Annotated in this window: 23 protein-coding genes; 10 read left to right on the top strand and 13 right to left on the bottom strand. The window is 65.5% G+C overall.

Annotation, left to right across the window (positions count from 1 at the left end):
- Positions 1-23: 23 nt before the first annotated feature.
- From ACTIF2_RS16975 to ACTIF2_RS16955, 5 genes are all read right to left on the bottom strand, one after another.
- Positions 24-1,190: a mandelate racemase/muconate lactonizing enzyme family protein gene (locus ACTIF2_RS16975; RefSeq protein ID WP_439498277.1), complete on the bottom strand. Its 1,167-nt coding sequence runs from the start codon at positions 1,188-1,190 to the stop codon at positions 24-26.
- 86 nt (positions 1,191-1,276) lie between these two features.
- The gene (locus tag ACTIF2_RS16970) at positions 1,277-2,041 is read right to left on the bottom strand and encodes an amino acid ABC transporter ATP-binding protein (protein ID WP_439498276.1); all 765 of its coding nucleotides are present in this window, start codon (positions 2,039-2,041) and stop codon (positions 1,277-1,279) included.
- The gene (locus tag ACTIF2_RS16965) at positions 2,031-2,696 is read right to left on the bottom strand and encodes a GntR family transcriptional regulator (RefSeq protein WP_439498275.1); all 666 of its coding nucleotides are present in this window, start codon (positions 2,694-2,696) and stop codon (positions 2,031-2,033) included. The genes ACTIF2_RS16970 and ACTIF2_RS16965 overlap by 11 nt, the downstream gene beginning before the upstream one ends.
- A gap of 35 nt (positions 2,697-2,731) precedes the next feature.
- A complete protein-coding gene (locus ACTIF2_RS16960) occupies positions 2,732-3,430 on the bottom strand; it encodes an amino acid ABC transporter permease (protein ID WP_439498274.1) in 699 nt (232 codons plus the stop codon).
- 31 nt (positions 3,431-3,461) lie between these two features.
- Positions 3,462-4,415 (bottom strand): transporter substrate-binding domain-containing protein, encoded by a 954-nt coding sequence (locus tag ACTIF2_RS16955; protein ID WP_439498273.1) that lies wholly within the window; start codon positions 4,413-4,415, stop codon positions 3,462-3,464.
- 171 nt (positions 4,416-4,586) lie between these two features.
- Between ACTIF2_RS16955 and ACTIF2_RS16950 the strand changes: the two genes are divergently transcribed.
- Complete coding sequence (locus tag ACTIF2_RS16950) at positions 4,587-5,354, top strand: endonuclease/exonuclease/phosphatase family protein (RefSeq protein ID WP_439498272.1); 768 nt, start codon at positions 4,587-4,589, stop codon at positions 5,352-5,354.
- A gap of 56 nt (positions 5,355-5,410) precedes the next feature.
- Positions 5,411-6,328 carry a lysylphosphatidylglycerol synthase domain-containing protein gene (locus tag ACTIF2_RS16945; protein WP_439498271.1) on the top strand — a complete coding sequence of 306 codons (918 nt, stop codon included), beginning with the start codon at positions 5,411-5,413 and terminating at the stop codon, positions 6,326-6,328.
- Here the strand turns inward: ACTIF2_RS16945 and ACTIF2_RS16940 are convergent.
- From ACTIF2_RS16940 to ku (ACTIF2_RS16920), 5 genes are all read right to left on the bottom strand, one after another.
- The gene (locus ACTIF2_RS16940) at positions 6,284-7,903 is read right to left on the bottom strand and encodes a phospholipase D-like domain-containing protein (protein ID WP_439498270.1); all 1,620 of its coding nucleotides are present in this window, start codon (positions 7,901-7,903) and stop codon (positions 6,284-6,286) included. The two genes, ACTIF2_RS16945 and ACTIF2_RS16940, sit on opposite strands and share 45 nt — an antisense overlap.
- Before the next feature lie 39 nt (positions 7,904-7,942).
- On the bottom strand, positions 7,943-8,287 hold the full coding sequence (locus ACTIF2_RS16935; RefSeq protein WP_439498269.1) for a hypothetical protein: 345 nt from the start codon (positions 8,285-8,287) through the stop codon (positions 7,943-7,945).
- Between the two features lie 82 nt (positions 8,288-8,369).
- Positions 8,370-8,720 (bottom strand): PepSY domain-containing protein, encoded by a 351-nt coding sequence (locus ACTIF2_RS16930; RefSeq protein ID WP_439498268.1) that lies wholly within the window; start codon positions 8,718-8,720, stop codon positions 8,370-8,372.
- A 164-nt stretch (positions 8,721-8,884) separates the two neighbouring features.
- Complete coding sequence (locus ACTIF2_RS16925) at positions 8,885-9,700, bottom strand: exodeoxyribonuclease III (RefSeq protein ID WP_439498267.1); 816 nt, start codon at positions 9,698-9,700, stop codon at positions 8,885-8,887.
- 5 nt (positions 9,701-9,705) lie between these two features.
- Complete coding sequence (gene ku / locus ACTIF2_RS16920; protein WP_439498266.1) at positions 9,706-10,542, bottom strand: non-homologous end joining protein Ku; 837 nt, start codon at positions 10,540-10,542, stop codon at positions 9,706-9,708.
- A gap of 95 nt (positions 10,543-10,637) precedes the next feature.
- On the opposite strand from ku (ACTIF2_RS16920), the gene ku (ACTIF2_RS16915) reads away from it, so the two are divergent.
- The 6 genes from ku (ACTIF2_RS16915) (at position 10,638) to ACTIF2_RS16890 (ending at position 14,028) form a co-directional block, all read left to right on the top strand.
- Positions 10,638-11,450, top strand: coding sequence for a non-homologous end joining protein Ku (gene ku, locus ACTIF2_RS16915; protein WP_439498265.1), 813 nt, complete (start codon positions 10,638-10,640; stop codon positions 11,448-11,450).
- Positions 11,451-11,456: 6 nt separating this feature from the next.
- On the top strand, positions 11,457-11,633 hold the full coding sequence (locus tag ACTIF2_RS16910; RefSeq protein WP_439498264.1) for a hypothetical protein: 177 nt from the start codon (positions 11,457-11,459) through the stop codon (positions 11,631-11,633).
- A gap of 21 nt (positions 11,634-11,654) precedes the next feature.
- Positions 11,655-11,864: a hypothetical protein gene (locus tag ACTIF2_RS16905; RefSeq protein ID WP_439498263.1), complete on the top strand. Its 210-nt coding sequence runs from the start codon at positions 11,655-11,657 to the stop codon at positions 11,862-11,864.
- A gap of 97 nt (positions 11,865-11,961) precedes the next feature.
- On the top strand, positions 11,962-12,156 hold the full coding sequence (locus ACTIF2_RS16900; protein ID WP_439498262.1) for a hypothetical protein: 195 nt from the start codon (positions 11,962-11,964) through the stop codon (positions 12,154-12,156).
- Between the two features lie 74 nt (positions 12,157-12,230).
- The gene (locus tag ACTIF2_RS16895; RefSeq protein ID WP_439498261.1) at positions 12,231-12,491 is read left to right on the top strand and encodes a hypothetical protein; all 261 of its coding nucleotides are present in this window, start codon (positions 12,231-12,233) and stop codon (positions 12,489-12,491) included.
- 400 nt (positions 12,492-12,891) lie between these two features.
- A complete protein-coding gene (locus ACTIF2_RS16890; RefSeq protein ID WP_439498260.1) occupies positions 12,892-14,028 on the top strand; it encodes a serine hydrolase domain-containing protein in 1,137 nt (378 codons plus the stop codon).
- Positions 14,029-14,202: 174 nt separating this feature from the next.
- Here the strand turns inward: ACTIF2_RS16890 and ilvD are convergent, their stop codons facing one another.
- On the bottom strand, positions 14,203-16,044 hold the full coding sequence (gene ilvD / locus ACTIF2_RS16885; RefSeq protein ID WP_439498259.1) for a dihydroxy-acid dehydratase: 1,842 nt from the start codon (positions 16,042-16,044) through the stop codon (positions 14,203-14,205).
- A 194-nt stretch (positions 16,045-16,238) separates the two neighbouring features.
- Between ilvD and ACTIF2_RS16880 the strand changes: the two genes are divergently transcribed.
- Positions 16,239-17,117 (top strand): LysR substrate-binding domain-containing protein, encoded by an 879-nt coding sequence (locus tag ACTIF2_RS16880; RefSeq protein ID WP_439498258.1) that lies wholly within the window; start codon positions 16,239-16,241, stop codon positions 17,115-17,117.
- A 12-nt stretch (positions 17,118-17,129) separates the two neighbouring features.
- Here the strand turns inward: ACTIF2_RS16880 and ACTIF2_RS16875 are convergent, their stop codons facing one another.
- Positions 17,130-17,480, bottom strand: coding sequence for a hypothetical protein (locus ACTIF2_RS16875; protein ID WP_439498257.1), 351 nt, complete (start codon positions 17,478-17,480; stop codon positions 17,130-17,132).
- A 127-nt stretch (positions 17,481-17,607) separates the two neighbouring features.
- Between ACTIF2_RS16875 and ACTIF2_RS16870 the strand changes: the two genes are divergently transcribed.
- The gene (locus tag ACTIF2_RS16870) at positions 17,608-18,198 is read left to right on the top strand and encodes an NADPH-dependent FMN reductase (protein WP_439498256.1); all 591 of its coding nucleotides are present in this window, start codon (positions 17,608-17,610) and stop codon (positions 18,196-18,198) included.
- On the opposite strand, the gene ACTIF2_RS16865 is transcribed toward ACTIF2_RS16870, so the two are convergent.
- On the bottom strand, positions 18,192-19,210 hold a 1,019-nt coding region (locus ACTIF2_RS16865; RefSeq protein WP_439498255.1), incomplete at its 5' end, for a Gfo/Idh/MocA family protein. The two genes, ACTIF2_RS16870 and ACTIF2_RS16865, sit on opposite strands and share 7 nt — an antisense overlap.

Below are 19,210 nucleotides of genomic sequence, written 5' to 3'. Positions count from 1 at the left end.
TCAGCGCTGCGTTTCGACGCAGGCTAGGTGTCCGCCCGGAAATCGAAGCAGCGGAATGGCGCAATCGCTTCCGCATCGATCCGGGCGCCGATACCGGGATCGGTCGGTACAGCGAGGCGACCGTTCACGACCGCCTTTTCCGGCGGGTTGGCGAGGACCTGGACGTAGTCGTTCGCATCCGGGAAATACGGATAGGTCTCGAGCGGCATGCCGATCGCCGAGGCGGCCCAGACCTGAACGGTTGCAGCCGTGCAAAGCGAGCTGGCGCAGTTGTGCGGCGAGACGCGGACGTTGTAGCTCTCGGCCATCGCCGCGATCTGCACGGCTTCGAAGATGCCGCCGCAATTGCCGACATCCGGCATCACGATGTCCACGCCTCCGGTCTCGAGCAGGTTGCGGAAACCCTGCCTCGTATAGACGCGCTCGCCGGCTGCGATCGGGATCGACCAGCGGCCTGCCAGGTTCCGCAGCCCCTGCAGGTTGAAGGGGTCGACCGGCTCCTCGACCCAGGTCACGTCGAGTTCGCCGCAAACGTCCATGAAGCGGATCAGCTGGTCGTTGTTGAGGCCTCCACTCAGGTCGAACATCAGGCCGATATCGGGGCCGACGACCTTCCTGAGGTTGCGCACGCGATCGATCGCGCGCTTGAACGCTTCCGTGCTCAGGGCTCGGCGCTGGACATGCCGCAGCGTACCGCCCTCCTGGCGGGTCGCGAGCGGATAGCATTTCAGGATGGTGTAGCCGTCCTTCAGCGGACGCTCAGCGGCCTTGGCCCATTCCAGCGCGTCGTCATGCGCGCCGTTCCAGCCATTCGCATAAACTTCGAGCGAGGTTTCGAACTTCGCGCCGAACAGCTCGTAGACCGGAACCCCGAGCGATTGCGCCTTGATGTCCCACAGCGCCTGGTCGATGGCGCTGAGCGCCGCGAAAACGATCGCGCCGCCGCCCTTGGTCCAGAAGGAGTTGTCGTAGATCTCGTGCCAGATGTTGCGCGGGTAGGTCGCGTCCGTGCCGACGACCTTGTGGGCGAGGTCGCTGAGCATGCCTGCCGCCGCGTTCGCACCGAGGCCGTAGGCCACGGCGGCCTCGCCATAGCCGCGAAGCCCGTCCTTCGTCGAAAGCTCGACGAGCACGGGATGCAGCCCGCCGCCCCGGATGTTGAACACACGCATGTTGTCGATCGTGAGCAAGGAAATGTCCTTTCCGCTTGAGGCAAAGATTTCCCGACAGCGCCATCGCACATGGCACTGCTGGCCTTCCGCCGAATGTGAAACCGTCAGTGGGTGAGGATGCGTCTTAGGAACAGCGCGAGCCGCTCGGACGAGGGCGAATGGAAGAGTCGTTCAGGCGGTCCGACTTCCGCGATGGCGCCCTGATCCATGAACACCATCCGGTCGGCGACCTTTTGCGCAAATCCCATCTCGTGCGTCACGCAGACCATCGTCATGCCGGACGCGGCCAGTTCGATCATGGTGTCGAGCACTTCCGAGATCATCTCCGGGTCGAGCGCCGAGGTCGGCTCGTCGAACAGCATGATCCGCGGCTGCATGCACAGTGCGCGGGCGATCGCCGCGCGCTGCTGCTGACCTCCCGACAGCTGCGCCGGATATTTATGCGCATGCTCGGCGATGTGGACGCGCCGCAGATAATCCATGCTGCGCTCCTCGGCATCCTTTCTGGATAGTCCGCGCGCCTCCATCGGCGCGAGCATGCAGTTTTCCTTGATGATGAGGTGCGGAAACAGGTTGAACGACTGGAAGACCATGCCGACCTCTCGCCTGACCCGGGACAGGGTCTTCGGCCCGAGCTCGACGCCTTCGACGCTGATCTGCCCACCCTGGTGCCGTTCCAGCCCGTTGATGCAGCGGATCAGGGTCGACTTGCCGGAGCCGGAAGGGCCGCAGATCACGACCTTCTCGCCCTTGCCGACGGTGAGGGACACATCCTTGAGGACATGCACGGCGCCGAACCACTTGTTCAACCCGGCGAGCGCGATGACCGCTTCGCGTTCGGAAATCCCGGTTGCGGTTTCAGCCTCCATCGGTCGCCACCAATGCGAGCACGCGCTCGCCCTCACTCAAGATGTGGTGTTCGCTGTGACCAGCCGCTGCCTCGCCGTCGCCCGCGAGGATCGCGTCGACGATCGGCGAATGGTGGGCGATGGCGACCGACAGGTTCGGCGCAGAGGCATAGGTCGAGTTGATGAACAGCCGGATTTGCTGCTCGACCATCAGATACTGGTCGAGCAGCCGTCGATTGCCCGACAGCTCGACGATGGTCCGGTGCAGTGAAAAGTCATGATCGACGGCCGTTGCGACGTCGGCTCGCTCGCAAGCAGCGAAGAACACGTCCCGGACGCCGGCCAGCCGCGCCCGGCCATCATCGTTCATCCGCTCGGCTGCCAGCCGCGCGGCCAAGCGTTCCAGACTGCTCCGCAGCGTATAGATCTCCCAGAGATCCTGCCGGTCGATGGTGGCGACCGCCCAGCCCGTATAGGGCGTCAGAACCACGAGGCGGTCGCGGCTGAGCTGGTGCAGCGCGGTCCGGACCGTGCCGCGCGAGACGGCGAACTGGTCGGCCAGGGCCGCCTCGGTGAGCCGCTCGCCGGGCTTCAGCTCCCCGGCGAGAATGGACTCCTTCAGCGCCTCCGTCGCCAGTTGCTCGGCGGGCTGTCGCTTGAGTGCGGTCAGGCTCATGGTGTCCGTGCTTTCCTTGAATCCAAGCGAGCAGATCATGCCGCAGCCAGATCATAGAGGCCGCGCCGGCCCTTGGCGAAGCGGTGTTCCAGTGCGCGCTGGACGAAGCCGTATGCGATGGCGAGCAGCAGATACCAGATCGCGACGACGGCGATGACCTCGAAATACTTGAAATTCGCGCTGAACAGGTTGGTGCCGGTCGCGAAGATCTCGGGAATGGCGATCGTGAACAGAAGCGAGGTGTTCTTGATGAGGTTGACGGCCTGATTGCCCGTCGGCGGAATGGCGATGCGGAACGCCTGGGGCAGGATGACCTTCATCATCATGGAACGGTAGCTCAGGCTGAGCGCCTGCGAGGCCTCGCGCTGCCCCCGGTCGACGGACTGAATGCCCGACCGGACGATCTCGGTCATATAGGCGCCTTCGTTGACGCCGAGCGCGATGATGCCGGCCGCATAGGCGGAGAGGTTGATCGCGCCTCCGGTGAGGGCCGGCAGTCCGTTGTACCAGAAGACGATCTGAACCAGGACCGGCACGCCGCGTATCGTGGTGACGTAGAGCCGCACGAGCCTTTGCAGCAGCGGTACGGGCGAGTTCAGGACGATCCCGCCCACCATCCCGATCAGGACGCCGATCACCATGGCCGTCGCGGCCACGATGATCACGATGGCGGCCGGCTCGAAAAAGCGCGTCGAGAACAGCAAGCTCAGGAAATAATCGAGATCGAAGCGCATCCCAGCCTTCCTCGGTTCGGGGCGTTTCGCCTCAGTTCACCTTGCGGATATCGCCGTCGGCGAGATTCCAGCGCTTCAGGATGTCGTCATAGGCGCCCCCGCTCATCGCCGCCTTCACGGCCACGGCGACCGCGTCCTGCGTCGCGCGCTCGTTCTTGCGGATCACGATGCCGTTGCGGTTGCGCTCGGTGTTTGGCCCCTTCCCGCTGAGTACCGGGCTCGCTTCGACGAAATCCTTGGGACGCTGCTGGATCAGATAGGCCGCCACGGGCCAGTCGACATAGGCCACGTTGACCGTGCCCTTGTTCACTTCGTTCAGCGCTTCGCTCTGGTTCGTGAACACCTTGAGCGTCATCGGCTTGCCTGCAGGGCAGTCGCTTTTGACCCGTTCCAGCGCTGCCATCTGCGTGGAGCCGGCGACGATGCTCGCAGCGTGGCCGCAAACATCGCTCTCGGTCTGGAATTTGAGGCCGCTGTCCTTCTGCGTGACGAGGCGCAGACCGCCGACGAAGACGGGAATGAAATCGAACATCTCCTTGCGGGGATCGGTGATGCCGATCTGCGAGGCGATGACGTCGAACTTCTTCGCGATCAGCCCGGGAAACAGGCCCTGGAAGGTGACGTTCACGATCCTGGTCTTGAGGCACATCTTCTCGGCGACCGCCGTGATGAACTCGGGGTCGAAGCCGGAAGGCTTGTCATCGTTCATGAAGCCCATCGGCGGAGCCGTGAGCGAGGTCCCAACGGTCAGATAGCCGGCTTCGACGAGGCTGGGCGGCGCGGGCAGGCACTGGGCTTGTGACTGCGTGGCAGCGAAGCAAAAGACCGCGCCACAGGCGGCCAACATCGAATTCAGGAGGTTTGTGCGAGCCACGGGAATTCCCCTTTTGATTATGTCATGGTCGATTGCTGACAATCGACCATGACATAATGCGCCCGCCGCGCGACTTGTCAATCCAGCACAAACTGCTGGGCCCTCCGTCATGTCATGCTCGCCACCCTCGTCGCGGGAATATCGGACACGACGACCGGGACTTCGGCCAGACCTGCGAGCTGCCGTCAAAATGACCCGACTCTGAACCTATGGCGGCATTGAGAATTAAGGAGAGGAAGCCGCAACCGAGGATATGCCATCACCCCCGCCCATATCAGGCTCGTGACCTATAATGTCCGCCGCTGCCTCGGCACCGACGGCGTGCTTTCGCCCGAGCGGATCGCCAGGGTCATCGCCGAATGCGATGCCGACATCGTGGCGCTGCAGGAACTCGACGTGAGGCGCCTGCGCAGCGGCGGAGTCGACCAGGCAAGGGTCATCGGCGATTGCCTCGGCCTCGGTTCGGTCCATTTTCATCCGGCCCTGCAGATCGAGGACGAGCTTTATGGCGACGCGATCCTGACGCGAGCGCCCTCCCGGCTGCGGAAGTTCGGATTCCTCCCGGAGGGCGGCGTCTTACGTCGCTCCGAGCCACGCGGGGCACTTTGGGTCGAGCTCGAGCTCGACGGCGTTCCAATCCAGGTCGTCAACACCCATTTCGGACTGGGTCGGTGGGAACGGCGCGCCCAGGCCGCGGCCCTGCTCAGCGAGGATTGGCTCGGCCATCCCGATTGTCGGGCGCGGTGCATTTTCGCCGGCGATCTCAATTCGCTGCCGGGAGGCGGCGTCTATCGCCGCTTCGCGGCGCATATGCGCGATGCGCAGGCAAGAGCGGCCCGGCGCCCTGCCCCCACGTTTCCGTCATGGCGCCCCCTGCTGCGCATCGACCATGTCTTCGTCTCTGCCGATATCGGTATCCGCCAGGCCGGCGTCTGGCGCTCGCAGGAGGCGCGTGTCGCTTCGGATCACCTGCCGCTCGTCGCCGAACTCGAGCTCGATGGCTCGGCGGAAGCGGTGAGCAGCGACCGGCAAGCGGTGCCTGTCCTTTGAACGATGGATCGCACGACCGACGGCGCAGCCGGGGAATCCAACGCCGTCTCGCGCGGTTGAAACCGCTCCTGGCGATCGTCGTGATCGGGCTGGCGGCGTTCCTGCTCTATCGGACCTTGCGGGAATACAGCCTGGACGAGTTGGCGGCGCAAATCCGTTCGGCCGCAATTGGGTCCGTCGTCTTGGCGCTGATATTCGCCGCCGGGAGCTATGCCTGCCTGACCTCCTTCGACTTTCTCGCGTTGCGCTATGCGCAGAAACCCCTGCCCTATCCGCGATCGGCGCTGGCCTCCTTCGTCGCTTTATCGCTCGGCCATAATCTCGGATTCGCGGCGCTGAGCAGCGGGGCGATCCGCTATCGCTACTACTCACGCTGGGGGCTGAGCGCTGGTGACGTCGCCAAAGTCATCCTGTTCTGTGCAGCGACGGTCGGGATCGGACTCGCGGTTCTCGCTGCAGTCGCCTTGGTCGCCCGCCAGGATCTCGCCATGCGCGCCACCGGGCTGCCGCAGCCCGTCGTGCTGATGCTCGCGGCGACGATCGCGCTTTGCCTCGCCGGATATCTTGCCGTCTGCGTTTTCCTGCGCCGCGAGCTCCGGATCTGGGGCTGGAGCTTCCAGCTGCCGACGCCATCCCTCGCTGTCGCTCAAATGCTTGTCGGGCCGCTGAATTTCGCCCTGGTTGCTGCCTGTCTGCATCAATCATTGGCTGCGATCGCGAGCGTCTCTTATCCCGATGTCGCCTCCGCCTATGTTCTCGCAAACATTGCCGCACTGGTCTCGCATGTTCCCGGCGGCCTCGGCGTCATCGAGGCGGTGGTCACGCTCCTCCTGCCGGGCTCGCAGATCATCGGCGGTCTGATCATCTTCCGGTTCGTCTATTTTCTCGTGCCCCTGCTGATCGGCGGCATCATGCTGGCAGCCTCGGAATTATGGCTTCGACGAACGAAACGTGCGGGAACGCGATCTCAATGACCGGAACGAAAAGCGGAACGGCCTGCTCGGGTCGAGGACGAAGGTTCCCATGATGGGTCGCGTCGGACCCGAACCGGTCATGGCTGCGAACGGCCGCAGGCCACGCGCCTTGACGTTCAACCGGTCGATTGCAGCGATCAGGCCTCCCTCTGCCGCCTGCGCATCAGCGACGACTGCTTCGCTGCAATCGAGATGCTCCGCCAAGAGACGGTTACGGATCGCGTCGATGGCGCGCCGATCCGCCTGAGTCCGCGCCTCGATCGCCAGGTCGCATTCGGTGTCGAGGCCGATCGATCTGTTATTCAGGTTTGAAGAGCCGACACGAAGCAGCTTGTCGTCGATGATGATCAGCTTGGCATGCACGACGACCTGCGCTGCATTCGTCCCGCCGGGCACCACCGGATAGAGAACCCGCAGCCGCTTGAAGCGGTCGACCCGCGCCAGCCGGCGTATCAGACGATCGCGATTGCTCGACATCGCGAAGCGCTCGATCAACCCCTTCGACTTGCGCGTCATGATGACGACGATGTCGGGCCCGTCCGGTTCGGCCAGCTTCGCGGCCAAGGCGTCGCCGACCGTCGAGGCGGTCATGTACTGCGCCTCGATATAGATCGAGCGTCGAGCCGCAGCGATCATGTCGAGCGTCAGCGCGCCGGCCTCGCAGGCCTCGGCCCGCCCGGCATAGGCCGGCTCCGTCCGCGCAATCGCCACCTCGACATCACGGAAATCGGGCCGCAGATTCGGCGGCCAGACAGGCTCGGCGCCGCTTGCGGCGGTGTTCAGCGAAATACCGGTCGCCCGGAGCCAGCGGCCGGCAGCCATCTCGCACAGCGTCCGGGCAGCCTCGCCATCGACGGCGATCTGAATGTCATGCACCGGCGGATAGATCGCACCGTCGAGATCGATGCGGACAGGATCCGCTGGAGCATGATCCTTCCGATCCCAGCGACGCACCGTCAGATCGATGCCGCCGGCGAAGGCGAGACTGCCGTCGATGCAGACGATCTTCTGATGATGCGCAGCATAGAAGGGATGATGGGTATCCAGCTTCATATGGATCCGTGGATGGTCTTCCCATGGGCTGCCCAGCAAGGCCGGAGCGACAGCACTGGGACCATGCAGGACGGACACGCTCCAGACCAGGATATGGACCTGAAGTTCGGGATTCTGCTCGACCAGGTGTCGAAGCAGATATCCGAGCGGCGGCGAGGTATCGGCGTCCTGATCGAGCCGCAACCTGATCCGGCCGTCAAAATCCCATCCGAGGATAAAGATCGAGCGCCGGGCGCGCCGAAGCGCCGCCTCGAGATGACGAAAATACTCCGCGCCATCGATCAGGACGGAGGCGTGGGACGCGCCGACGACCGTGCAGCAATTGGTGCCGGGCGAGAACAGCGCCGCGGCCAATCCAGCTTGTGGCGCAACGCAGCCGCCCGATGCCGGAGGCTGCGCTCCGCCGTGCCCTCGGGAACTGGAGATCGAGGCCGCATCGCTCGCCATCTCTCCGTCCGCTCCGGAATGGCGCCCGGTCATTTCCGGCGCCACCGCGCGCGCAGGCGCGACCAGAGGCCGCATCGCTCGCCATCTCTCCGTCCGCTCCGGAATGGCGCCCGGTCATTTCCGGCGCCACCGCGCGCGCAGGCGCGACCAGAGATTGACGCTGGCAATCGCGAAGCGTGCCATCGGTTTGCGCAGAAAGGGGATGTCAGCCGCTATCAGCATCAGGCCGAGCGGAAGCATCCAGAGTCCGAGAAAGGGCAGGATCGAGAAGATGCCGCCGATGATGAGGAATATGCCCGCCGGGATCCTGACCCAGCGCGAAGACGGATGACGCAGCCAGCGCATCGCCGAGCCGACGCCCTCCGGCACCTCCTGCTCGATTCGCTTGAACGCCGATCGAAGAGCCCGTTTGCCCTCTGGCATTGTCTTGGTCACGCCTTCATTCGTCTGGACAAGCAACGCGCTCCGGCCGACTTCGTTCTCGCGGCGGCATGGATTTCCGGAACGCGCGCCGGGTCCGCCGGGCCGCCCATCCGCGCACCTACCGGCTGCTGCTTATCGTGCCGGCATGATCGATACTGACGGTCACCCGTTGGCCGTGATGCATCGCTTTACCCGTCCAGACGCCCTTGTCGTCATCCTTGAGCTCGTCGACGGATGTGTAGCCGCCGGCCTGCAAACGGGTTCTGGCCTCCCCCTCCGTCAGGGTGCCGACGCCGGGCAGAGGGGCGTTCTGATCGGAATCCGGGGCCGGTCTCGGCGTGGCCGTGGAACTTTGCGCCGCAGCGCCTCCGGCAATCATCGCAGAACATAACAAGGCGAAACACAGTGCCTTCATTGCCAAATCTCCGGACGCGCGGCAGCGCGATCGCGTGTTCGGGCCGGCGGGCATGCCTGCCGCCTCGCCGACTTAAGTCGCTAACGGCGCATGATCGGATTGGTTCCGCCGGATGCTGGCCCGAAACGCCGGTCGCCTGGCCAATCTGCTCAAGGAGCGGCCCTATGCGGGCTATTGAGAAAGGCCGGCCCGCTGCTGTCAGTTCACACGATGCGCTCTCAGGAATGGTTCCTTCGCTCGATCTCGATCCATGCGGGCGCATGATCGCTTGCTCCAGCTTCGCCGCGAACGCCGCGATCGACGCCCGCCCGGACAAGCCTGTCGGCGATCGCTGGGCTGAGCAGCAGATGATCGAGCCGCAGGCCGGCATTCCGCTCCCAGCGATGCCGCATGTAATGCCAGAAGGTATACATCGGCTCGTCCGGGTGCAGTGCGCGCAAGGCATCGGTCCAACCCTGATCGACAAGGCGGCGATAGGCAGCACGACTTTCCGGCTGCACCAGGGCATCGTCGTCCCATGACTTCGTCGGATAGATGTCGAACTCGGTCGGAACGACGTTGTAGTCGCCCGCGAGGATGACGGGCACGCCTGCCACGAGCAGGCCGGCGGCATGTGCGTGCAGCCTGTCGAACCAGGCGAGCTTGTAGTCGAACTTTGGACCGGGCTGCGGGTTGCCGTTCGGGAGATAGAGCGACGCGACCAGGACGCCGCTGACCGCGGCCTCGATGTAACGGGCCTGTTGGTCTTTCGGATCGCCAGGGAGCTCGGTCCGCGTCACCACCGGCTCGGCTTTTCTGGCGAGGATCGCCACGCCGTTCCAGGTCTTCTGGCCGCGCCAGACCGCGCCATAGCCGGCGGCCCTGATCTCGGCTTCCGGAAACTCGCGATGAGCGGTCTTCAGTTCCTGCAGGCAGACGACATCGGGCTTTGCCCGAGCGAGCCAGGACAGCAGGTTCGGCAGCCGGCGCCGGATGTTGTTGACGTTGAAGGTCGCGATCCGGAATGAACCTGCCCCGCCACGGCGCCGAGGCATCAGGCTCAGCTCGCCTTGCGCTGCGGCACGGCTGCCTTTCGCGCAGTCCTTTGCTTCGCCGGCTGGGCCCTGCTGGCGCTCGCTCGCAAGGCTTCCATCAGGTCGACGACCTTGGGCGCGGCGGGCGCCTTCCTGCGCTTGATCGGCTTGCCTTCGAGCTTGGCCTTGACCAGCTCGGTCACGGCCGCCTCGTAGCGGTCATCGAACGCGGCCGGATCGAACTCGCCGCGCTTGGTGTCGATGATGTGCTTGGCAAGATCGAGCATCTCGCCCTTGATCTTCAGCTTGTGAATGTCTTCGAAGGCCGTTGATGCGGCGCGCACCTCATAGTCGAAGTTCAGCGTATGGGCGACGAGCCCGAGCCCCTGCGCCCGGATCATCACGCCCCGGTAGCGGCGAAACAGCACCGCGTGCGCCAGCGCCGCCACCTTCATCTCGCGCATCGCCTCGCGAATGACCGCAAATGCGTCGTTCGCCATCGGCCCGGACGGCGCAAGGTAATAGGGCTTGTCGAAATAGAGCGTGTCGATCTCCGAACAGGCGACGAAAGCGCCGACCGCCAGGGTCTTGTTGCTCTCCGGGACGGCCTTGGCGACCTCCTCCGGCTCGAGCACCACATAGCGGTCCTCGTCGACCTCGTAACCCTTGACCTGATCCTCGCGATCGACGGGCTTTCCCGTACCAGGATCGATGAATTCCCGGCGGACGCGGTTGCCGGTCTCGCGATTGATCGTGTGGAACGAGATCCGCTCGGAGGTCGAGGCGCCGGTATAGAGCGCCACGGGGCAGCTCAGCTCGCCGATCTTCAGGTAGCCTCGCCAGTTCACCCGCGGCACCGCCATCACTCACACTCCAAGCAACTCGAACGGGACTCAACGCGTCGGGAACCGGAAGCGTTCCACCGCATTGAATCGGCAGTCCCGTCGGAGTTGCGTTGATGGCACCGCGTTCGTTCTGGAAGGGCTATCTCAAGCTCTCGCTCGTCACCTGCCCGGTCGCGATGATGCCGGCCACATCCGAGAGCGAGAAGGTCCGGTTCCACACGCTGAACCGAGCGACGGGCCACCGCGTCGTCAGCCGCTATGTCGATTCCGTCACGGGCAAACCCGTCGACGAGGGCGAAGAGGTCAAGGGCTATGAGCGCGGCGACGAGGACTACGTCCTGTTCGAGGATGAAGAGCTTCAGGACGTGGGGCTCGAGAGCAGCCGCACCATCGATATCGAGATGTTCGTCGCACGGGATTCGATTCCCTGGGTCTATCTCGACAGCCCGCATTTCCTCGTGCCGAACGACGAGGTCGGCGAAGAGGCGTTCTCGGTGATCCGCGACGCCATGGCGGCCAGCAAGATGGTCGGCATTTCGCGCGTCGTGCTCTATCGGCGCGAGCGGGCGGTAATGCTGGAGCCTCGGGAGCGGGGCATCATCGCCTGGACGCTGCGCTATGGCGACGAGGTGCGCGACCAGAAGGACTATGTCGCCGCGATCGACAAGGAAGAGCCGCCCTCCGACCTGCTGCAGCTTGCCAAGAAACTGATCGGGGAGCGGACCAGGCCGTGGTCACCCGACATGGTCAAGGATCCGGTCCAGGAGCACCTCCTGAAGCTCATCGCCTCGAAGAAGCGCCGGCGCGGCAGCCTCCGGCCCGATTTCAAGGACGGTGCCGAGCGGAAGGGCGACAACGTCGTCAACCTCTTCGATGCGCTGAAGAAGAGCCTGGCGGGCGAGAAGGCCGGCAAGGAGAAACGGTGAATGAGCATGCTCGCAGCCCCGAGCGACGGCGCCATCCTCATCGAATGCGAACTCGGCTGCCAGCGCGTGATCGAGCGGATCGACGAACTCGCCGGATGCCTCGAAGGCAGCGCGGAGGAGCGCGAGCTCGCGCTCCTCCCCGAGCAACTCGAATTGTGGGAAGAGCGTCGCTGGCTGCAGTGACAAATTGAGGGGCATCGCAATATGGCCGAGATCGAGAACCTCGATATCGAGGTCACCGACGTGAAGCAGATCGTGGTCAGCGCCGACCCCACCGAGGGCGCCATCGTCACCCTGACGACGAACTCCCGCCAGGACATCGATCTTCGCCTTTCCCCTTTCGCGCTCGCCAAGCTCGAAGCCTTCCTGGTCAGGGCCAACGCCGAGCAGATCAAGCATCAGACGATCCAATGAGGCCGGTCGGCTACGCTATGATTTGATTTTCCTGTCATATGTTGATGCGGTAGAACTGAATTGCTGGTTCAATGCGACCTCTTCAGGAGGGTGCGACATGCCTGAACTCCCTCACCCCGAAGCGCCGACGCTCAACATCACGTCGCATGCCGATTACCTCCGCGCCCGTCAGCGCCTCGACGAACTCCAGGGTTCCGCCCTGAGAACGGCCTATGGCCTCGAGCTGGCCAGCCTCAGCGCCGCCATCGCGGCCTATGAGAGCACCACCAAGGGCCCCGGTAGCCGCGGCTAGTTCCCGGGCTCGATAAAGTCTACGGTCGGAACCGCGGCGGGGCGACATCACGGATCGTACCCAGGCTGGTTCAGTTGCAGGAGTTCAACGTGTTTGCTGGAAAGGGCGAATTGATCACAAAGGCCGGCGGTCGCCTTCCCTTGACTTATCGGATGGTCGCGACACATGGCGTGGGCCGCGCGGGCAACCTTGTCTGTGATACGTCGACCATCGATCCCGCAGCATTTTTCGACCAGATGGAACTGATCTGCGATGATGGCGCCACCGTAACCATCGCCGTTACCTATCACAGCGAGCGCCATATCGGCTTTATCGGCCGCATTCGCCAACAGTAGAGCAGCCGGCCGGAGCCTGGGACGATAACGGAGTTCCAGCTCGGTTAGCTTACTTGGCCTTCTTCACCGGCCGGCCAGGATCGAGAACGCTTCTCGACCAGGACGGTTTGAGCTCGCCGCCCGTGGGCGCCGCATCTGTCGGCATCGCTTTGCGCGGGTTCTCGTCAGGCACGCCCGAGCCCGGCCTGGGCCTGCTGTCGCTTGCGCGGCGGGGGTTGCCCGGCAGGGCCGCGCTTGGGCTCGGTCATATCGGCTTCCTCACATTGTCCCGGCCCCATCCATTAGCCGGCTATCTCCGCGATGCGCGCCGGACAGGCGCGATCATCCCTGAAGCCACTGCCGCCTCGTGCTGGCTATGCTACCGCTTCTGGACGACGTGCCGACGCTGCGAGGACCGCCCATGCCCACCTCCGCCCACACCTATACGCCCCCTGCCCATGGCAGCGACTGGGAGAGCATCGCGCCGGCGAAAGCCGGGTTCGACGCCGCGCGCCTGGAGGCTGCCATCGCCTTCGCCAAGGCGCAGGAGAGCACCTGGCCGCGCAGCCTGCATTACGAGGACGGGCGCTATGTCGGGCTGGTCGAATGGAACGAGAGCGGGCCGTGGAGCGAGATCGCCGGCCCAGTCCGGGAGCGCGGCGGGCCGGCCGGCCTGATCCTGAAGGGCGGCCGGCTGGTCGCCGAATGGGGCGACACACGCCGCACCGACATGACCTTCTCGATCGCCAAGAGCTATATCGCGGTGCTCGCCGGCCTTGCCGTCGCTGACGGGCTGATCCGCGACCTCGACGAGCCTGTCGCAGCAAGCGTCGACGGCCCCTGGTTCGAGGGCGCCCATAATGGCGCGATCACCTGGCGCCACCTGCTGCAGCAATCCAGCGAGTGGGGCGGCGAGATTTTTGGCAAGTCCGACCAGGTCGACCATAACCGCCAGATCGGTCCCGGCGCCGATAACAGCCGCAAGGGGCAGCGCCGCTCGCTCCATCCGCCGGGCAGCTTCTACGAGTACAACGACGTGCGCGTGAATCTCTTGGCCTATTGCCTGCTGCGCCGCTTCCGGCGGCCGCTGCCCGAGGTGCTGCGCGAGCGGATCATGGACCCGATCGGCGCCTCGCACGACTGGGAGTGGCAGGGCTACCGCAATTCCTATGTCGAGATCGACGGCAAGCGCATGCAGTCCGTGCCGGGCGGCGGCCATTGGGGCGGCGGGCTCTTCATCGGCGCGCGCGACCATGCCAGGCTCGGCCTGCTCGTGGCGCAAGGCGGCGTCTGGGCTGGGCGCGAGCTCCTCTCGCCGCGCTGGATCGAGCAGATGCTGACCTCCTCGCCCACCCTGGCGAATTACGGCTTCCTCTGGTGGCTGAACCGCGGGCCGGAGCCCAAGCCCGGCGTGCCGTCGACCGCGGTCTATGCGCTCGGCGCCGGGGTCAACGCCATCTGGATCGACCCGGCGCAGGACCTCGTCGCGGTGCTGCGCTGGATCGACAAGACGGCGCTCGACGGCTTCGTCGAGCGCATGCTGGCGGCAAGAATCTAAAGGACGCCGCGTTCAACCTGAAGCAGCAAGGTCATCCCGGCCAAGCCGCATAGCGGCGCAGAGCTGGGATCCATGCCGGACCGCAGGCCTCGAAGACTCAGGCATGGATCCCGGGTCGGCCTTCGGCCGCCCGGGATGACACGCTCATAGCTGCAACGCGATCTCGCGCCGCCGTCAATCGACGACGCGCACGGCCCCCTTGGCGGCGCTCGTCGTCGTCGCCGCATAGGCCCTGAGCGCTGTCGTGATCTTGCGCTTGCGGGGGGCGGCCGGCTTCCAGCCGTCCTTGCCCTTCGCGTCCATCGCAACGCGGCGGCGCGCCAGTTCCTCGTCCGAGACCTGGAGCGAGATGCTGCGGTTGGGGATGTCGATCGCGATCACGTCGCCGCTCTCGACCAGCCCAATCGCGCCGCCCTCCGCCGCTTCCGGCGAGACATGGCCGATCGAGAGGCCGGACGAGCCGCCCGAGAAGCGCCCGTCTGTAACGAGCGCGCAAAGCTTTCCGAGGCCCTTCGACTTCAGATAGCTGGTCGGATAGAGCATTTCCTGCATGCCCGGCCCGCCGCGCGGCCCCTCATAGCGGATCAGGACGATCTCGCCGGCCTTGACCTTGTTGTTGAGAATGCCCTCGACCGCCGCATCCTGGCTCTCGAAGATCACGGCCTGGCCGGAGAAGGTCAGGATCGAGGCGTCGACGCCGGCCGTCTTCACGATGCAGCCGTCGAGCGCGATATTGCCGTAGAGCACGGCAAGCCCGCCATCCTGCGAATAGGCATGCGCCTTGTCGCGGATGACGCCGGTCTCGCGATCGAGGTCGAGCTCCTCGAAGCGCCGGTCCTGGCTGAAGGCGGTCTGCGTCGGCACACCGCCCGGCGCAGCGCTGTAGAAGGAGCGCACTGTCTCGCTTTGCGTCTGCTTGATGTCCCAGCGCTCCAGCGCCTCGCTCATGCTGGCGCTATGCACGGTCGGCAGCGAGGTGTCGATCAGCCCGGCGCGGTCGAGCTCGCCGAGGATCGCCATGATGCCGCCGGCACGATGGACGTCTTCCATATGGACGTTGGCAACGGCAGGGGCGACCTTGCACAGCACCGGCACGTTGCGCGACAGCCGGTCGATATCGGCCATGGTGAAATCGATCTCGGCCTCATGCGCGGCGGCCAGCAGATGCAGCACGGTGTTGGTCGAGCCGCCCATCGAGATGTCGAGCGTCATCGCGTTTTCGAAGGCCTTGAAGCTCGCGACATTCCGCGGCAGCACCGAGGCGTCGTCCTGCTCGTACCAGCGCCGGGCGATGTCGACGATCAGGTGCCCGGCCTCGACGAAGAGGCGCTTGCGGTCGGCATGGGTCGCGAGCGTCGAGCCGTTGCCCGGAAGCGCCAAGCCCAGAGCCTCGGTCAGGCAGTTCATCGAATTGGCGGTGAACATGCCCGAGCAGGAGCCGCAGGTCGGGCAGGCCGAGCGTTCGATCACGTCGACTTCGGAATCGGTGAGCTTGCTGTCGGCGGCCGCGACCATGGCGTCGACCAGGTCGACCTTCTTGAGCACGCCCTCGGCAATGTATTTGCCGGCCTCCATCGGCCCGCCCGAGACGAACACGACCGGGATGTTGAGCCGCATCGCCGCCATCAGCATGCCGGGCGTGATCTTGTCGCAGTTCGAGATGCAGACCATCGCGTCGGCGCAATGGGCATTGACCATGTACTCGACGCTGTCGGCGATGATCTCGCGGGACGGCAGGCTGTAGAGCATGCCGTCATGGCCCATGGCGATGCCGTCATCGACCGCGATGGTGTTGAATTCCTTGGCGACGCCACCGGCCTGCTCGATCTCGCGCGCGACGAGCTGGCCGAGATCCTTGAGATGGACATGGCCCGGCACGAACTGCGTGAAGGAGTTGACCACGGCGATGATCGGCTTGCCGAAATCTGAGTCCTTCATGCCGGTGGCGCGCCAGAGGCCGCGCGCGCCCGCCATGTTGCGGCCCTTGGTGGTCGTGTCGGATCTCAGTCTGGGCATTACGGGGTCTCTCAGCCGGAAATGTCGCTTCTATCAATTGGGGGCGAGGCTAGCGGCAGTTTCGAAGCAATCAAAATTGAATTCCTCGATTTCGAAGATCGGCGGCACCCATAGCCGGCGCTGGAGGCGGGTCGCAGGACTTGGCATAACGGTGCGTCGCCACTCGGCGGCAGGACTTGGAAAGACGCCCGCCCGTGCTCCGCAATATCGACATCGACCTCCTGCGCTGCTTCGTGACCATTGCCGAGATGCGCAGCTTCACGCGCGCGGCCTCGGCCCTGTTCCGCAGCCAGTCGACGATTTCGACGCAGATCCGCCGGCTGGAGGAGCTCGCCGGCCAGTCGCTGCTGCAGCGCTCGCCGCACCAGGTCGTCCTCACCCGCGCCGGCGAGGATTTCCTCGGCTATGCACGCCGCATCGTCGCGCTCCATGACGAGGCGCTCGACGTCGTCAATGCCCAGAGCGTGAGCGGCCCGGTGCGGCTCGCCGTGATGGACGACTACGCCACCATCGTGCTGCCCGAGGCGCTCGCCCGCTTCGTGCGCTCGCACCCGGACGTCGAGCTCGAAGTCACCACGGGCTTCACCCGCGACCTGATGAACAACCTTGGCGAGGAGTTCGACCTCGTCCTCGCGACACAGAAATCCGGCGACGGCCGCGGCGAGGTGCTGCGCACCGAGCGCACGGCCTGGGCCTGCTCAAACCACCGCGACGTCGATTTCGCCCTCGCGCAGCCGATTCCACTGGCGCTGCTGAAGGCGCCGAACATGTACCGGGAATGGGCGCTGGCGGCGCTGAGCGAGGCCGGCCTGAGCTGGCGCGTGCTGTTCAGCAGCTCCAGCATTGGCGCGGTCGAGGCGATGGCGGCCTCCGGCGCGGCCCTGACAGTGGTCAAGGCCGGCACGGCCCATCCGCAACTGCGCCTGCTCGGTCCGGCTGAGGGGCTCCCTGCCCTGCCCGCCTCCGAGATCGCGCTTCATTTGGCGCCCGGCCGTCAAAGCGCTGCGTCCCGCGCCCTGAGCGAGTTCCTGAGCGGTGCGCTGAGGCAGGACAGCGACACGGCGATAGGCTGAGACGCCGCCGCGCTACTTGCGGCAGGCAAAGGGCAGAAAGGTGCTGGCGGTGCCGGCATTCATCGCGGCGATGACCATGATGTTGGCGAGATCCAGCTCTTCCTTCGAGCGCGGGCAGACGTCGCCCTGCGCCAGGCAGCCGGAAGCGAGGAAGGCCTCGTGGCGTTGGAGAAACTCCTGCCCGATCCCGCGCGTGCCGCGCCGCTCGGTCGCTGTCGACCAGGCCTTCTTGTAGCGCTCGCACTTGACCTCGGACCAGCTCGGCGCCTCGCCCTGCTGGGCTGAAACGGGCGAGACGGAACCCGCGAACGACACGGCCAGCAGGGCCGCGCCTGCAGCCATGAACAGCGTTTGGTAGCCCATCTCCGTCCTCATTTTACCGATCGCGGCAGGAGGAAGCGCGACGGTTTTGGCGGCATCAAGGCGGCATTCGCCTCGGCGCCCAATCGTGCCATCCTGACAGGATCGCGACGCGCGGAGCAAAGGCCAGATGTCACACAGGATTCTCGTTATCTACGGCTCCTATCGCTCCGACCGCATGGGGATCCGGCTCGCCGACTACCTCGTCGAGCGATTGTCGGAACGGGGCGACGCGGCCGAGCTGATCGACGCCAAGGCGATCGGCCTACCGATGCTCGACCGCATGTACAAGGAATATCCGCGGGGCGAGGCGCCGCCGGCGATGGAGGCGCTGGCAGAGAAGATCCGCCAGGCCGACGCCTTCCTGTTCGTGACCGGCGAATATAACTGGGGCATCCAGCCCGGCCTGAAGAACCTCACCGACCATTTCCTCGAGGAATGGTTCTGGCGGCCCGCGGCAATCGCGAGCTATTCGGCCGGCCGCCTCTCGGGCGCGCGGTCCAACTCCGCCTGGCACGCGACCCTGTCGGAGATGGGGATGGTGGTGATCTCGAGCACGCTGACGGTCGGCCCGATCTCGGCGACGCTCGATGCCGAGGGCCAGCCCATCGGCGATGCCGGCAAGGCGCTGGAGCGGGCCTTCGGCCGCTTCGCCGACGACCTTGCCTGGTGGACCGAGGCGGCCAAGGCCCAACGCGCGCGCAAGTCGCCGCCCTACTGACTTCCCGCGCGACGGGTCGGCGCAAGTCGGCGAGCCGGCTCCTCGAAAGCCAGCCAACGCCCCTCGCGAGAGGATGCGACCGCGCGCTCGATGAAGCGCACGCCGCGCGCTCCATCCTCGACAGTCGGATAATCGGCGTCGAGCGGATCGGCCGCGCGGCCTGACGCCCTCGCCCGGATATCGGCGAAGACGCCGCGATAGATATTGGCGAAGGCCTCGATGAAGCCTTCGGGATGGCCGGCGGGGATGCGGCTTGCCCGTTGCGCCGAGGCGCTGAGCCAGGGCGAGCCGCGGGTCAGCACGAGCTTGGCGCCGTCGAGCCGGTAATGGACCAGCCGGCTCGGGCGCTCCTGCCGCCATTCCAGCGTGCCGAGGCTGCCCGAGACACGCAGGCGCAGATCGTTCTCGAGGCCCGCATTGACCTGCGAAGCGATGAGCACGCCGCGCGCGCCGCCCTGGAAGCGCAGCAGGATGCTGGCGTCGTCGTCGAGCGTGCGGCCGGGCACGAAGGCGTTGAGATCGGCCACCAGCTCGACGATCTCGAGGCCGGTGACGGCCGTGACCAGATTCTCGGCATGCGAGCCGATATCGCCGAGCGCCCCGGCGATGCCGCTGCGGGCCGGGTCCGTGCGCCAGCTCGCCTGCTTCTGGCCGTCCTGCTCCAGCGCGGTGGCGAGCCAGCCCTGGTTGTATTCGACGACGACCTTGCGCACCGCGCCGATGACGCCGTCGCGCACCATGTCGCGCGCCTGCCTGACCATCGGATAGCCGGTGTAGTTATAGGTGACGCCAAAAACCGTTTTGCCCGCGGCAACGGCGCGCACCAACGCGTCGGCCTGCTCCGCGCGCTGCACCAGCGGCTTGTCGCAGATGACGTTGAACCCGGCCTCGACGAAGGCCTGCGCGATCGGGAAATGCGTGTCGGTGGGCGTGACGATCGAGACGAAATCGACGCGCTCTTCGCGAGGGCGCCGCAGCTCGTCGTCGAGCAGCGCCTGCCAGTTGCCGTGAT

The sequence above is a fragment of the Allobosea sp. genome (assembly GCF_051860145.1).
Classification (GTDB): Bacteria; Pseudomonadota; Alphaproteobacteria; order Rhizobiales; family Beijerinckiaceae; genus Allobosea.
This window is presented reverse-complemented; position numbering and strand designations above follow the sequence as displayed.

Excerpts from the sequence above, each read along its gene's own strand:
- ACTIF2_RS16970 (WP_439498276.1), bottom strand. The coding sequence starts at position 2,041 with ATGGAGGCTGAAACCGCAACCGGGATTTCCGAACGCGAAGCGGTCATC.
- ACTIF2_RS16965 (WP_439498275.1), bottom strand. The coding sequence starts at position 2,696 with ATGAGCCTGACCGCACTCAAGCGACAGCCCGCCGAGCAACTGGCGACG.
- ACTIF2_RS16960 (WP_439498274.1), bottom strand. The coding sequence starts at position 3,430 with ATGCGCTTCGATCTCGATTATTTCCTGAGCTTGCTGTTCTCGACGCGC.
- ACTIF2_RS16955 (WP_439498273.1), bottom strand. The coding sequence starts at position 4,415 with ATGACGGAGGGCCCAGCAGTTTGTGCTGGATTGACAAGTCGCGCGGCG.
- ACTIF2_RS16940 (WP_439498270.1), bottom strand. The coding sequence starts at position 7,903 with ATGCGGCCTCTGGTCGCGCCTGCGCGCGCGGTGGCGCCGGAAATGACC.
- ACTIF2_RS16930 (WP_439498268.1), bottom strand. The coding sequence starts at position 8,720 with ATGCCCGCCGGCCCGAACACGCGATCGCGCTGCCGCGCGTCCGGAGAT.
- ACTIF2_RS16925 (WP_439498267.1), bottom strand. The coding sequence starts at position 9,700 with ATGCCTCGGCGCCGTGGCGGGGCAGGTTCATTCCGGATCGCGACCTTC.
- ku (WP_439498266.1), bottom strand. The coding sequence starts at position 10,542 with ATGGCGGTGCCGCGGGTGAACTGGCGAGGCTACCTGAAGATCGGCGAG.
- ku (WP_439498265.1), top strand. The coding sequence starts at position 10,638 with ATGGCACCGCGTTCGTTCTGGAAGGGCTATCTCAAGCTCTCGCTCGTC.
- ACTIF2_RS16910 (WP_439498264.1), top strand. The coding sequence starts at position 11,457 with ATGCTCGCAGCCCCGAGCGACGGCGCCATCCTCATCGAATGCGAACTC.
- ACTIF2_RS16905 (WP_439498263.1), top strand. The coding sequence starts at position 11,655 with ATGGCCGAGATCGAGAACCTCGATATCGAGGTCACCGACGTGAAGCAG.
- ACTIF2_RS16900 (WP_439498262.1), top strand. The coding sequence starts at position 11,962 with ATGCCTGAACTCCCTCACCCCGAAGCGCCGACGCTCAACATCACGTCG.
- ACTIF2_RS16890 (WP_439498260.1), top strand. The coding sequence starts at position 12,892 with ATGCCCACCTCCGCCCACACCTATACGCCCCCTGCCCATGGCAGCGAC.
- ilvD (WP_439498259.1), bottom strand. The coding sequence starts at position 16,044 with ATGCCCAGACTGAGATCCGACACGACCACCAAGGGCCGCAACATGGCG.
- ACTIF2_RS16875 (WP_439498257.1), bottom strand. The coding sequence starts at position 17,480 with ATGGGCTACCAAACGCTGTTCATGGCTGCAGGCGCGGCCCTGCTGGCC.
- ACTIF2_RS16870 (WP_439498256.1), top strand. The coding sequence starts at position 17,608 with ATGTCACACAGGATTCTCGTTATCTACGGCTCCTATCGCTCCGACCGC.